The following is a 13,602-nucleotide window of genomic DNA, read 5'->3' as shown; positions in this document are numbered from 1 at the left end:
CTTTAAATAAACTGGGAAAGTTTAAATGTCACAATTAAAACCACAAGAAGTTGTACGTTTAGGCGATATACAAATGGCAAATCATTTGCCATTTGTATTATTTGGCGGAATGAACGTATTAGAATCAAAAGATTTAGCTTTCGAAATTGCTGAAACTTATATTGACATCTGCAAGCGCTTAGATATTCCTTACGTGTTCAAAGCGAGCTTTGACAAAGCGAATCGTTCAAGTTTGAATTCTTTTCGCGGCCCTGGTTTAGAAAAAGGGATTGAATGGCTTGCTGACATTAAGAAACAATTTAATGTCCCTATCATTACTGATGTACATGAACCATATCAAGCAGCTCCAGTTGCTGAAGTTGCTGACATTATCCAATTACCTGCTTTTTTAAGTCGTCAAACTGATCTAGTTGAGGCGATGGCTAAGACTCAGGCCATTATCAATATTAAAAAAGCACAATTCTTAGCTCCACATGAAATGCGCCATATTTTGCATAAATGTCTTGAAGCTGGAAATGACAAACTAATTCTTTGTGAACGTGGCTCAGCATTCGGTTATAACAACTTAGTTGTTGATATGCTTGGTTTTGACATCATGAAAGAAATGAATGTCCCTGTGTTCTTTGATGTGACGCACTCATTGCAAACACCTGGTGGACGTGCTGATTCAGCTGGTGGTCGTCGTGCCCAAATTACGACGTTAGCACGTGCAGGCATGGCGACTGGTTTAGCTGGTTTGTTCTTAGAAGCACATCCAGAGCCTGAAGTAGCGAAATGTGATGGACCATGTGCATTACGCTTATCTCAATTAGAGCCATTCTTGGCACAGTTAAAAGAATTGGATACTTTAGTTAAAGGATTCAAAAAGTTAGATACCCATTGATGTATGAAAATACATCTTTTTATTCATTAAACAGAGGAATTGTTCATGAGCCAAATCGTTGACATCCGTGCACGCGAAATTTTGGACTCTCGTGGTAACCCAACCATCGAAGCAGACGTAATTTTAGAATCTGGGGTTGTTGGTCGTGCATGTGCACCATCTGGTGCTTCAACTGGTTCTCGTGAAGCTTTAGAACTTCGTGACGGAGATAAATCTCGTTACTTAGGTAAAGGTGTTCGTACAGCAGTTAACAATGTTAACACATTGATTCGTGACGCTTTGTTGGGTAAATCAGTTTTTGAGCAAAAAGACATTGATAATACAATGATCGCGCTTGATGGCACTGAAAACAAAGAAAAATTAGGTGCAAACGCAACTTTAGCAGTTTCTTTAGCTGCTGCGCGTGCTGCTGCTGAAGAAAAGAAACTTCCTCTTTTTCAATATATCGCAGACCTTCGTGGTCAAACTATCTTGACTATGCCTGTACCGATGATGAACATCCTCAACGGTGGTGAGCATGCAGATAACACTGTTGATATTCAAGAGTTCATGATTGAGCCAGTTGGATTCACTTCATTTGCTGAAGCGTTACGTGCTGGTGCTGAAGTATTCCATTCTTTAAAATCAGTTTTAAAGAAACAAGGTTTAAATACTGCAGTTGGTGATGAAGGTGGTTTTGCACCTAACTTACGCTCTAATGAAGAAGCGATCCAAGTTATTTTACAAGCAATTGAGTTAACTGGTTATAAAGCTGGTTCTGACATGATGCTTGCTTTAGACTGCGCATCTTCTGAGTTCTACAAAAACGGTCAATACGTTTTAGAAGGCGAAGGTAACCGTGCTTTCACAAGCCATCAATTTGCTGATTATTTAGCTGGTCTTGCAAATCAATATCCTATCATCTCGATCGAAGATGGTTTGGATGAATCTGATTGGGAAGGTTGGAGCTACTTAACATCAATTCTTGGTGACAAAATCCAATTGGTTGGTGACGATTTATTCGTAACAAACCCTAAGATTTTACAACGTGGTATTGATGAGAAAGTAGGTAACTCTATTCTGATCAAATATAACCAAATCGGTACTTTGACTGAAACATTAGATGCTATCTATCTAGCTAAAGCAAATGGCTATTCAACTGTTATTTCACATCGTTCTGGTGAAACAGAAGATTCGACTATTGCTGATTTGGCAGTAGGTACAGCAGCTGGTCAAATTAAGACTGGTTCTCTATGCCGTTCTGACCGCGTTGCAAAATATAACCAATTACTTCGTATTGAAGAATTGACTAAAGCAGCTTACCGCGGTAAAGCTGAATTCAAAGGTTTAAAATAATCTCTGAATTATGCTAGAAGTCTTTCGATCAACTTCGAGTAAATTGATTCTGTTGCTTGCAATCGTTCTGATTGCAAGCTTACAGTACCAATTTTGGTTAGGTGAGGGAGGATATTTCCCTCATCAAGCTTTAGCTCAACAAATCACGCAGCAAGCTGAAATCAATGAAGAGCTAAAAGAGCGTAATCGCATTTTAGCGGCTGAAGTTTTTGACTTAAAAAATGGAACTGAAGCGATTGAAGAACATGCACGTCTCGATCTAGGTTTAATCAAACCAAATGAGACCTTTGTGCAAATGAGTACGATCAGTACCCATTACAAACCGATCTATATCGATCCAAATGCAAAATTAGATGCCCCAACCAATGAAAATCCAGACTAAATTATGGGCTGTTGTACCAGCAGCAGGCTCAGGTAGTCGTTTTTCAAAATCTGAATTAAAACAATATCAATATATTGCTCAGCGTACAGTAATTGAGCATACGGTCAACAGGCTCAATACTTTGCAGTTAGCTGGATGTGTTATCGCTATAGGTGAGAGCGATAACTTTGCCCAGACATTAGCTTTTGAGCACTTAGATAGGCTTCACTTTTGTAAGGGGGGAGCTGAGCGTGTTCATTCGGTATTAAATGCTTTGATGTATTTATTAAATATTGCAGATGAAAATGATTGGGTTCTCGTACATGACGCAGCACGCCCTTGCGTTACAACAGATTGTCTCGAAAAATTGATAATTACTGCTATAGAGTCAGATCAGAGTTCCATTTTAGCTATACCTGTTCGAGATACATTAAAACAAGTAGTTGAAGACCATCAAATAGAGAAAACAGTGAGTCGTGATCTATTGTGGCAAGCTCAAACACCACAAGTGGCAAAGATAAGCATATTAAAAAATGCAATAGAGACAGCACTGAAAGATCAAATTGTAATTACTGATGAGGCAAGTGCACTTGAATATGTAAATGAACCCGTACAAGTTGTACAAGGTCGTTCAGATAATATCAAAATCACTTATCCAGATGATTTAGAACTCGCTCGTTTAATATTGCAATCACAAGCCATAAATTAATTTTTTATAAAAATAGCCTAAGCATAATTGAACATTTAATCATTGTAACACCAATATAAATGACAACTATTTCACTATTTGATAAATTTATTGACTAAACTTTACAACGGATTAACAAATGAAAAAATTATTACTTTCAGGTTTTTTTACATTGGCATTAGTTGGTTGTGCTTCAACACCTGAGCAATCTCAAAATGTAGCTCAAGAAACGATCCGTTATTCAACAAGCCCATGTTTTGGTGCATGTCCAATTTATTCAGTTGAAGTTTCACCTAATGGAACAGTTCATTTCGAGGGCAAACAATACACTAAAGTAACGGGCACACGCGATCTTCAAGTAGATCCAGCTGTGTATAAGAAATTACAAAGTGAATTAAAAACGTATCGTCCAGAAACTGGTTCTAATGTAAAAACAACAGGTTGTGTGCAAACTGCAACAGATAAACCTAGTTCTTATTTTTGGTGGAAACAAGCAGATGGTACTACAACACGTTTGAGTCATTACACTGGTTGTATTTCTCCTGCAAATGATGAATTAAACAAATTAATTGATAAGTTACCTACATTAATAGGAATTGAAGAACTGATATAAGTGTTGTCTTATGCCAAGAGCATACTGCTTGTAGAAATTTCTTAGATTGTAAAAAACTATCTGTCGTATAACTGTGTACGGCAGCTTAGATAGAAAACTATTGAGAATTAGTCTGTAAAAAACCATATAAAATTAATAAATTAAAATCAGCTCAAACTTGAGAATCGCTTGATTAAAAACTTTATGTTTTAGTTAACAACCCAACCATTATTTATGCTAATGATAGTTAAACTAGAAAAGACGATATCAAATTTTCTAAGCATTATTACCTAGTTTTTTAACTTTAGATAACATCAACTTATGTCTCTAACGGTTGTTTAAATTAAAAGGACGAGGTTTTAAAGTGTAAATAGAGCAGAGCGTTGAATTTTTTCCAATGGTCAAAAAATATTTTTTGTTAAAAATTAAATTAAATAAATTATTAAATTAAATCATATGTTTGATTTAATACACATAGAGAATTGTTGAAAAAAGGTACAAAAAGATTTGTATAGTTTTTGAATAATTACTTCATTAAATATGCAAAATAATATATTATAAAAACATATAATGTTTTAAAAGAGTAAAACAATGTCTAGCATTATTTTAGCTTTGATTGGCGGTGCTATCCTTGGAATTGCAGTAGTGGGCTATTTGTATGTAAATGGTCGTATTGCAGGGATTAGTGGCTTGCTTGCGCAGGTTTTACAACCTAAATCACTTTTGAATAATCCTGCATTTTGGTTCTTGTCTGGCTTATTCATCATTCCTTTCATATACCAATTATTTGTTGAACCTGAGGTTGTGATTAAATCCTCACCAATTGGATTAATCATTGCTGGAATCTTGGTGGGTTTTGGCACGCGATTAGGTTCGGGATGTACTAGTGGTCATGGTATCTGTGGTATGAGTCGCTTATCAGTGCGTTCGATCGTTGCAACGGTCACATTTATGCTAGCTGGAATCGTGACTGTATTCGTTATTCGCCATATTTTAGGAGTTGCGATATGAAAAATGTATTTGCGTTCATATTTGGCGGATTATTTGCACTAGGACTAATGGTCTCAGGTATGTCAAATCCTGAAAAAGTTTTAGGATTTTTAGACATTTTTGGTGAGTGGGATATTAGCCTAATGTTTGTGATGATTGGGGCTATTGCGATTGCCATCATTCCATTCCAAAAAGCGATCCGAAATCCAAAAACATTATTCGGTGAAGTAATTTCATTACCCACTAATAAGCAGATCGATAAAAAATTGATCGTTGGTTCGATGCTGTTCGGTATAGGTTGGGGGATAGCTGGTGTATGTCCTGCACCTGCAATTACTCTGATTGGGTTAGGCTATGCTGAAGCATGGTATTTTATCGGAGCAATGTTCCTCGGTATCTTTATTCATCGCATATGGGCAGAACGATAAGTAGGAGAGATTAGATGCAACATCCTAAAGTCAAAGCATTTTTTGATGAAAATACAAATACATTTAGTTATGTGGTGACTGATCCAGAAACTAAAGTATGTGCCGTAATTGACAGTGTTCTAGATTATGATGCTGCATCTGCTACTACATCAACTCATAGTGCAGATCAAATTATTGATTTCGTAAAGACTCATCAGTTAAAGGTTGAGTGGATACTAGAAACACATGTCCATGCAGATCATTTAACTGCATCTCAGTATCTCAAAGAACATTTGGGTGGAAAGACTGCGATGAGTGAAAAGATCGGTATTGTGCAAGAAACATTTAGCTCAATATACAATCTTGATGTGAAAATGTTTAATTCACACCAAACCTTTGATTATCTCTTTAAAGATGATGAGCATTTTAAGATTGGTCATCTAGATGCTTATAATATTCCAACGCCTGGACACACGCCAGCGTGCTTGAGTTATGTCATTGGTGATTCTGTCTTTGTTGGTGATACTTTATTCATGCCAGATTATGGTACGGCGAGATGTGATTTTCCTAAAGGAAGTGCGGATATACTTTTTGATTCTGTTCAAAAGTTATATGAACTACCTGATGATACGCGTGTTTATCTATGCCATGATTATAAGCCTGAAGGTAGAAATGAGTATTTCTATGAGACAACAATTGCTGCACAGAAACAAAGTAATATTCATTTGAAATCTGATACCGATCGACAAGATTTTGTAAAGATGCGTCAGGCACGTGATGCGACTTTGGCGATGCCAAAGTTGATTCTGCCATCTATACAAATCAATATGGATGCAGGTCGTTTTCCAGAACCAGAAAGTAATGGTGTGCGGTATTTAAAGTTACCATTCAATTTTTTTAAACGCTGATTAAAAAACTGATAAAAAAGGAAGATACACGTTATCTTCTTTTTTTATTTTCTATTAGAAATGTGAAAGCTATTTTGATACAGAATAATTGATTAAACTGTTTTAAATTTTTCATGTTTTTAGATTTTAATGACTATTTTTGAAATTGAAACACATCCACTGAAGCCATTCTTACCATATAATGCTAAGTTGCTAATGTTGGGAAGTTTTCCTCCTCCTCAAAACAGATGGAAGATGAATTTTTACTATCCAAATTATCAAAATGACATGTGGCGAATATTCGGATTGATATTTTTCAAAGATAAAAACTATTTTCTTGATTTATCAAACAAAAACTTTAAAGAACAAAAAATTCGTGAATTTTTGATAGAAATTGGCGTAGGAATATTCGATACCGCATTTCAAATTAAAAGATTACAAGGCAATGCATCTGATAAATTTCTAGAAATAGTTACGCCTACAGATTTGTCAGAATTACTCATCCAAATTCCTGCATGTCACACCATTATGACGACCGGTGATAAAGCGACAGATACACTGATGCAACATTTTCCTGAGAACCCCATTAACCGATGATTGGACAATCTGTGCAAGTAAACTATATGGAGCGAGAGTTAAGTTTATATCGTTTACCTTCATCGTCACGTGCTTATCCTTTAGCTCTAGATAAGAAGGCAGAAGCATATAAGCTATTTTTTGAAGAAATTGGCTTGGTTTAGTTAAATACAGAGTGGACTGCCACCACTCTCCTAGACAAATTTCGTCTATTCTTTTTGCATAGGAGAGAACATTATGAGTGGACAACGATACCCTGAAGAATTTAAAATTGAAGCAGTAAAACAGGTCACTGAGAAAGGTCATAGTGTGGCTGAAGTTGCTGCACGTTTAGGAACCACCACTCATAGTCTGTATGCATGGATTAAACGTTATGATCCACAGCAGCCCAAGATAATAGAATCTAATGATCCAAGCGCAGAATTAGCAAAGTTAAAAAAAGAACTGCAACGGGTTACTGAAGAAAGGGACATATTAAAAAAGGCCGCGGTGTACTTCGCAAGCCAGTCCAAATGAGGTACGCCTTTATTCAGGACAATCAGCACATATGGCCTGTTCGTCGTTTATGTTCAACGTTAGATGTTCATCACAGTGGTTATTACGCATGGTTAAAGCAACCCACCAGTAAAACTGCAAGGAAACGGCAACAGCTTTCAGGACTGATTAAACAGTTCTGGCTGGAATCTGGCGGAGTCTATGGCTATCGCAAAATTCACTGTGATTTGAAAGATGTTGGCGAAAGTTGCGGGATCAATCGAGTACATCGGCTGATGAAAGCAGATGGTCTTAAATCACAGCGTGGTTATCGTAAGCCTAGAGCTTGCGCTGGTACTCCGGCTGTCATTGCCGCAAATAGCTTAAATCGACAGTTTAATCCAACTCAGCCGAACCAATTATGGGTGACGGACATTACCTATATCCGTACACATGAAGGGTGGTTATATCTTGCGGTGGTGATTGACCTGTTTTCACGTCTTGTTGTTGGCTGGTCTATGAAATCAAGAATCACGACAGATTTGGTTTTAGATGCGTTATTGATGGCTTTGTGGCGAAGAAATCCAAAGAACAAAATTAAGCATCTCAAAGCCACATATCAAAAAATACCTAAAATATAGAGTTCTAACGATCAAGATTTTTGTTCTGCTCAAAACTGAACTGACAATGATCAAATTCATAGCTTCAATTTCTCAAATTGCAAAATTCAAGAAAAACTTTGCTCTAAAACTAAGCTTAAGCCCTTAAATAAAATCGCATCTTGCTGAATTGTGGCGCAAGCGCATTAAAACAAAGCCTTTTTAGCACCATTAGTTAATCTACAAGTTTAAAATTTCATGGTGAATAAGTTAATTAATTGAATTTTATGTAAAAAATAAACTGGCACACTTTCTGCATTTATTTATCCAAACTTGTATACAAGATGGGATTCATAAAATGAATGAGATAAAAACTTTAGGTTGGACAATTTCAGAGTGGCAAACAGCTTATTCAAAAAATGAAATCCAACTTGATACTTTAAAAGATTTAGTTGCATCAATTGATCCTCAAGATAATGCGTGGATTTCAATTGCGACCGTAGAACAGATTGAACAGCAAATTCAATTTCTCAATGAATTAACTAAAGAAGCTGAGAGTTTAGCAAAACAATTTCCACTCTACGGCGTTCCGTTTGCAGTTAAAGATAATATTGATGTTGCAGGGTTTGTAACTACCGCAGCTTGTAAGGCATTAAATACAATTGCAGTACAAGATGCCGAAACAGTGCGTTTGTTGAAGCAAGCGGGTGCAATCGTAGTTGGTAAAACTAATCTTGATCAGTTTGCAACGGGTTTAGTGGGAACGCGTTCACCTTTTGGTATTGTTGCAAATACATTTAACTCTAAATATGTCAGTGGTGGCTCAAGTTCTGGTTCAGCAAGTGTGGTTGCTCGTGGATTTGTCCCATTTGCATTAGGCACAGATACCGCAGGTTCTGGACGTGTACCAGCGGCATTTAACAATATTGTTGGGCTAAAACCAACCAAAGGGCGATTTTCAAATCGTGGTTTATTGCCTGCATGTAAAAGTCTAGATTGTATTTCGATCTTTGCTTTAACTGTTGCAGATGCAGACTTAGTTGCAAATGTTTTAGAAGCATATGATCCATTGGACAGCTATTCACGTAAGCATCCAAAGAATGTGCCAGCGCATTTCTCTAGCAAATTAAAATTTTCCATTCCAGAAAAACTAAATTTCTTTGGAGATGAACAGGCTGAAAAAGCGTTTCAGCAAACAATCCAATTACTTGAGTCATTAAATGCTGAAATCACTAAAATTGATTTTTCAGATTTTGAGCAATTGGCAGCGCAACTATATCAAGGTTCATGGGTGGCAGAACGTACCGCAGCCGTTGAAGATTTACTGAAAGCTAATCCTGATGCATTTGATCCAACGGTATTAGAAATTATTAAAAACGGCGAAAAATATTCAGCGGTGGATGCTTACAATGCAGAATATTTAAAACAAGATTTAGCTCGAAAAATCCAACAAAGACTGGCTGACTTTGATGCCTTAATTGTTCCAACCGCACCTACAATTTATACCATTGAGCAGCTTGAACAAAATCCGATTGAATATAACGCTCATTTAGGAACCTACACTAACTTTACCAACTTGGCAGATTTGAGTGCTTTAGCTTTACCAGCAGGATTTAGAGCTGATCATTTACCATTCGGGATCACTCTAATTGCACCAGCTTGGCATGATGCAGCATTAGTTCATTTTGGCAAAGCTTGGCAAAACTATCTTGCACTGAAATTAGGGGCATTGGATAAAGCTCTGCCTTTAAGTTCTTCTACACCTATTTCACAACATCATATTCGCGTTGCAGTCGTCGGTGCTCATTTGACAGGTATGCCGCTAAATTTTCAGCTCACCACACGTGATGCCGTACATATCGAAACCACAACGACCTCTAAAAACTATGCGCTTTATGCTTTGAATGGCACCGTTCCACCGAAACCCGGCTTAGTACGTCAGCAAGATGGTCAAAGCATAATTGTTGAATTGTGGGATGTCCCAACTGCTCGATTTGGTGAATTTGTGGCTGAAATTCCGACACCTTTAGGCATGGGTAATGTCGAGTTAGAAGATGGACGTTGGGTGAAAGGATTTATCTGTGAGCCTTATGGCATAGATGATGCAGAGAATATTAGTCATTTTGGTGGATGGAGAGCCTATATCCAGCATCGTAACAGCCAAGCAGCAAACACAGCGAATTAATTGGGGGGAAATCATCATGTTTAAAACTGTACTTATTGCAAACCGTGGTGAAATTGCTGTTCGAGCGATTCGCACACTTAAAAAATTAGGTATAACCAGTGTTGCTGTGTATTCGGATAGTGATCGTTATGCGCAACATGTCGAAGATGCTGATATTGCGATTGGATTAGAGGGTTTAAAACCAGCCGATACTTATTTGAGTATCGAAAAATTGATTCAGGCAGCTAAACAAACTGGCGCAGAAGCAATCTTTCCTGGGTATGGCTTTCTTTCTGAAAGTGCAGATTTTGCTCGTGCTTGCGAAGAAAATAATATTGCTTTCATGGGACCAACGGCTGAGCAAATTCTAGAATTTGGTCTAAAGCATCGTGCTCGTGAATTAGCTGCTGCTGCCAATGTACCAATGACACCGGGAACTGGATTGTTGGATAGCTTAGAAGAAGCACTGATTGCCGCAGATCGTATTGGCTATCCAATTATGTTGAAAAGTACTGCTGGCGGTGGTGGTATTGGTTTGACTCGTTGTGATTCGCCACAAGTCTTGACCGATGCATATGAAAGTGTAAAACGTTTGGGCGAACAATTCTTTAAGGATGCAGGCGTATTTATTGAATGCTTTATTGATAAGGCTCGTCATGTTGAAGTACAAATTTTTGGTGATGGAAAAGGGCAAGTTGTTGCATTCGGTGAGCGTGATTGCTCTTTGCAACGTCGTAACCAGAAAGTGGTCGAAGAAACGCCTGCGGCAAACTTACCTGAGGCGACACGTAAAAAACTGCATCAAGCAGCGGTAGAACTGGGTAAATCGGTTAATTATCGTAGTGCAGGAACAGTAGAGTTTATTTACGATGCCAATCGAGATGAGTTTTATTTTCTAGAAGTGAATACACGCTTACAGGTTGAGCATCCAGTCACTGAGATGGTGACAGGTTTAGACTTAATTGAATGTATGCTCAAAGTGGCTGCTGGTGATGAACTTGATTGGACATATCTCAACAATATTCAGCCGAAAGGTGCAGCGATTGAGGTTCGTGTTTATGCCGAAGATCCTGTGAAAAATTTCCAGCCTAGTCCCGGTGTACTGACAGAAGTTGCCTTTCCTGAGGGTACACGTGTTGATACTTGGGTCAAAACAGGCACAGAGATTTCTCAATACTTCGATCCAATGATTGCCAAGATTATTGTGCATGCTGACGATCGTGCTAGTGCTATTGAAAAATTAAAGCATGTATTGGCTGAAACTCGATTGAATGGCATTAGTACCAACTTGGATTATGCACGTGCTATTGTTTCAGATCAGCGCTTTGAATCTATGCAAATTTGGACAAGAATGCTGGATGATTTCAATTACACGCCAAACGTGATTGAAGTTGTTCAAGCAGGAACTTTAAGTTCAATTCAAGATTATCCGGGTCGTACAGGCTACTGGGATATTGGTGTTCCGCCATCTGGTCCAATGGATGATTATGCATTTCAGCTTGCTAATCGTATTGTTGGAAATGATGCTAAAGCCGCAGGTTTCGAGTTTACCTTAGTTGGGCCAACATTAAAGTTCCATACAAATACGATTATTGCTTTGGCGGGCGCAAGCTGTAATGCTTTGTTAGATGATCAGGAAATTGATTTTTGGAAACCTGTTGAAGTTAAAGCAGGACAAATTTTAAAAATCGGTCAAGTTGGATCAGGGTGTCGCACATATTTAGCGGTACGAAATGGTTTGGATGTCCCTTTATATTTAGGCAGTCGTTCTACTTTTGCGCTTGGTAATTTTGGTGGTCATGCAGGTCGTACCTTACGTGTCGGTGACATGATTAAAATGGTTGATCCAGCATTTGCTAGTGCAGAATTGCCACTTGCACATGATGAACCTCAAGCGTTATCGGCTGAATTGATTCCTGAATATAGTAATGAATGGGAAATTGCGGTGTTATATGGCCCGCACGGCGCACCAGATTTCTTTAAACCTGAATATGTAGAAGAGTTTTTTGCATCAGTGTGGACAGTTCACTTTAACTCAAATCGTTTAGGCGTTCGTTTATCAGGACCAACGCCAAGCTGGGCACGAGAAAATGGTGGTGAAGCAGGTTTACATCCATCAAATGTCCATGACTGTGAATATGCGATCGGAGCAATTAACTTCACAGGCGATTTCCCTGTAATTCTGGCTAAAGATGGTCCAAGTTTAGGAGGGTTCGTTTGTCCTGTGACGATTGCCAAAGCCGAACTTTGGAAAGTGGGACAACTTAAAGCCGATGATAAAATTCGTTTCTATCCGATTAGTGTTGAACAAGCCAATGAACTTGAACGTCAGCAAATTGAAAATATCCAAAACTTTGCGGAAGCAAGTAAAGTTGTAGAAACGATTGAGCCAATTCAAGAAGTTGTCAGTACGATTTTGGCACAACGTGAACCAACGGAATTGTCGCCAAAAACAGTGTATCGTCAAGCAGGTGATAGTTATATTCTCTTAGAATACGGCGAAAATGTTTTAGATTTAGCTTTACGGTTACGTGTGCATCAACTTATTCAAATGATTCGTGATGCAAAAATTGCAGGCGTATTGGAACTGTCACCGGGTGTTCGTTCACTACAGATTAAATACGATGGCTTAGTAATTCCACAATCACAATTGATTGCTCAATTACTTCAACTCGAAAAAGAGATGGGTGATTTGAGCCAATTAAAAATCCCATCTCGTATCGTACATTTGCCGATGGCATTTGAAGATAGTGCGACTTTAGGAGCTGTAGAACGCTATCAAGAAAGTGTTTGCTCTAAAGCACCGTGGTTGCCAAATAACGTTGATTTTATCCAACGCATTAATGGCTTGGCAGATCGAAATGAAGTTAAAGATATTATTTTTGATGCGAACTATTTAATTCTTGGCTTGGGTGATGTGTATTTAACAGCACCTTGTGCCGTACCGATTGACCCACGCCATCGTTTACTCAGTTCTAAATATAATCCAGCTCGTACCTTTACCGCAGAGGGAACGGTTGGGATTGGTGGTATGTACATGTGTATCTACGGCATGGATTCACCAGGCGGATATCAATTGATTGGGCGTACTCTGCCAATTTGGAATAAGTTTAAGAAAAACAAACAATTTGGCGATAAACAATGGTTCTTACAGTTCTTCGATCAAATTAAATATTTTGAAGTGACAGAAGAGGAATTGAATCAATGGCGTGCAGACTTTGAAAATGGTCGTGCTGAGATCAAGATTGAAGAAACAGAATTTGATTATGCAGATTATGTAAAATTCTTGGAGAATGAAGCTGAAAGTATTGCCGAGTTTAAAGCTAAGCAACAACAAGCATTCACAACTGAAGTGGATCGCTGGAAAGAGGAGTTTTCAGCTCAACCTGAAGAACAAATTCAAGAAAATAACCATGCTGATTACAGTCATTTAGCATCATTAAATGCATCGATGACAGGTAATATCTGGAAAATTTTTGTTGAACATGGTCAAGAGGTTAAAAAAGGTGAAACTGTTGCTATTATTGAAGCAATGAAAATGGAACTTCCTGTTTATGCAGAAGAAGATGGCATTGTAAAAGCCATTATTTGTAGAGCAGGGCAAACCGTACATAGTGGTGAACCACTGGTTTATATGGAATAAGGC

Annotated in this window: 10 protein-coding genes and 2 pseudogenes; all 12 read left to right on the top strand. The window is 38.0% G+C overall.

Features of this window, described 5'->3' with window-relative positions:
• The first annotated feature begins 25 nt into the window (after positions 1-25).
• The 12 genes and pseudogenes from kdsA (at position 26) to uca (ending at position 13,599) form a co-directional block, all read left to right on the top strand.
• Entirely contained in the window at positions 26-883 is an 858-nt protein-coding gene (kdsA, locus tag R2H34_RS09235; protein WP_004954227.1) for a 3-deoxy-8-phosphooctulonate synthase, read from the top strand.
• 45 nt (positions 884-928) lie between these two features.
• Positions 929-2,218 (top strand): phosphopyruvate hydratase, encoded by a 1,290-nt coding sequence (gene eno, locus R2H34_RS09230; RefSeq protein WP_004911285.1) that lies wholly within the window; start codon positions 929-931, stop codon positions 2,216-2,218.
• Positions 2,219-2,228: 10 nt separating this feature from the next.
• Complete coding sequence (gene ftsB, locus R2H34_RS09225) at positions 2,229-2,600, top strand: cell division protein FtsB (protein WP_004911282.1); 372 nt, start codon at positions 2,229-2,231, stop codon at positions 2,598-2,600.
• Positions 2,584-3,288 (top strand): 2-C-methyl-D-erythritol 4-phosphate cytidylyltransferase, encoded by a 705-nt coding sequence (gene ispD, locus R2H34_RS09220; protein WP_125318648.1) that lies wholly within the window; start codon positions 2,584-2,586, stop codon positions 3,286-3,288. The genes ftsB and ispD overlap by 17 nt, the downstream gene beginning before the upstream one ends.
• A 118-nt stretch (positions 3,289-3,406) precedes the next feature.
• Positions 3,407-3,880 carry a DUF6438 domain-containing protein gene (locus tag R2H34_RS09215; protein ID WP_136695359.1) on the top strand — a complete coding sequence of 158 codons (474 nt, stop codon included), beginning with the start codon at positions 3,407-3,409 and terminating at the stop codon, positions 3,878-3,880.
• A gap of 570 nt (positions 3,881-4,450) precedes the next feature.
• Positions 4,451-4,870: a YeeE/YedE family protein gene (locus R2H34_RS09210; RefSeq protein ID WP_136695358.1), complete on the top strand. Its 420-nt coding sequence runs from the start codon at positions 4,451-4,453 to the stop codon at positions 4,868-4,870.
• Positions 4,867-5,277 carry a DUF6691 family protein gene (locus R2H34_RS09205; RefSeq protein WP_004911272.1) on the top strand — a complete coding sequence of 137 codons (411 nt, stop codon included), beginning with the start codon at positions 4,867-4,869 and terminating at the stop codon, positions 5,275-5,277. Before R2H34_RS09210 ends, R2H34_RS09205 begins: the two co-directional genes overlap by 4 nt.
• Before the next feature lie 14 nt (positions 5,278-5,291).
• Positions 5,292-6,164 (top strand): MBL fold metallo-hydrolase, encoded by an 873-nt coding sequence (locus R2H34_RS09200; protein WP_004962018.1) that lies wholly within the window; start codon positions 5,292-5,294, stop codon positions 6,162-6,164.
• A 129-nt stretch (positions 6,165-6,293) separates the two neighbouring features.
• Positions 6,294-6,883 (top strand): annotated as a pseudogene (locus R2H34_RS09195) (uracil-DNA glycosylase family protein).
• A gap of 73 nt (positions 6,884-6,956) precedes the next feature.
• Positions 6,957-7,792 (top strand): annotated as a pseudogene (locus R2H34_RS09190) (IS3 family transposase); the annotation flags it as partial.
• 358 nt (positions 7,793-8,150) lie between these two features.
• Positions 8,151-9,977: an allophanate hydrolase gene (atzF, locus tag R2H34_RS09185; protein WP_318342247.1), complete on the top strand. Its 1,827-nt coding sequence runs from the start codon at positions 8,151-8,153 to the stop codon at positions 9,975-9,977.
• A 16-nt stretch (positions 9,978-9,993) separates the two neighbouring features.
• A complete protein-coding gene (gene uca, locus R2H34_RS09180; RefSeq protein ID WP_318342246.1) occupies positions 9,994-13,599 on the top strand; it encodes an urea carboxylase in 3,606 nt (1,201 codons plus the stop codon).
• Positions 13,600-13,602: the final 3 nt, after the last annotated feature.

The organism is Acinetobacter sp. 16 (assembly GCF_033439925.1).
GTDB classification, from domain to species: domain Bacteria; phylum Pseudomonadota; class Gammaproteobacteria; order Pseudomonadales; family Moraxellaceae; genus Acinetobacter; species Acinetobacter junii.
The sequence above is the reverse complement of the archived record's forward strand: the minus strand, read 5'-3'. Positions and strand labels throughout refer to the sequence as shown.

What these genes read in the sequence shown, in the direction of transcription:
- kdsA (WP_004954227.1), top strand. Translation starts at nt 26, where the DNA reads ATGTCACAATTAAAACCACAAGAAGTTGTACGTTTAGGCGATATACAA.
- eno (WP_004911285.1), top strand. Translation starts at nt 929, where the DNA reads ATGAGCCAAATCGTTGACATCCGTGCACGCGAAATTTTGGACTCTCGT.
- ftsB (WP_004911282.1), top strand. Translation starts at nt 2,229, where the DNA reads ATGCTAGAAGTCTTTCGATCAACTTCGAGTAAATTGATTCTGTTGCTT.
- ispD (WP_125318648.1), top strand. Translation starts at nt 2,584, where the DNA reads ATGAAAATCCAGACTAAATTATGGGCTGTTGTACCAGCAGCAGGCTCA.
- R2H34_RS09215 (WP_136695359.1), top strand. Translation starts at nt 3,407, where the DNA reads ATGAAAAAATTATTACTTTCAGGTTTTTTTACATTGGCATTAGTTGGT.
- R2H34_RS09210 (WP_136695358.1), top strand. Translation starts at nt 4,451, where the DNA reads ATGTCTAGCATTATTTTAGCTTTGATTGGCGGTGCTATCCTTGGAATT.
- R2H34_RS09205 (WP_004911272.1), top strand. Translation starts at nt 4,867, where the DNA reads ATGAAAAATGTATTTGCGTTCATATTTGGCGGATTATTTGCACTAGGA.
- R2H34_RS09200 (WP_004962018.1), top strand. Translation starts at nt 5,292, where the DNA reads ATGCAACATCCTAAAGTCAAAGCATTTTTTGATGAAAATACAAATACA.
- atzF (WP_318342247.1), top strand. Translation starts at nt 8,151, where the DNA reads ATGAATGAGATAAAAACTTTAGGTTGGACAATTTCAGAGTGGCAAACA.
- uca (WP_318342246.1), top strand. Translation starts at nt 9,994, where the DNA reads ATGTTTAAAACTGTACTTATTGCAAACCGTGGTGAAATTGCTGTTCGA.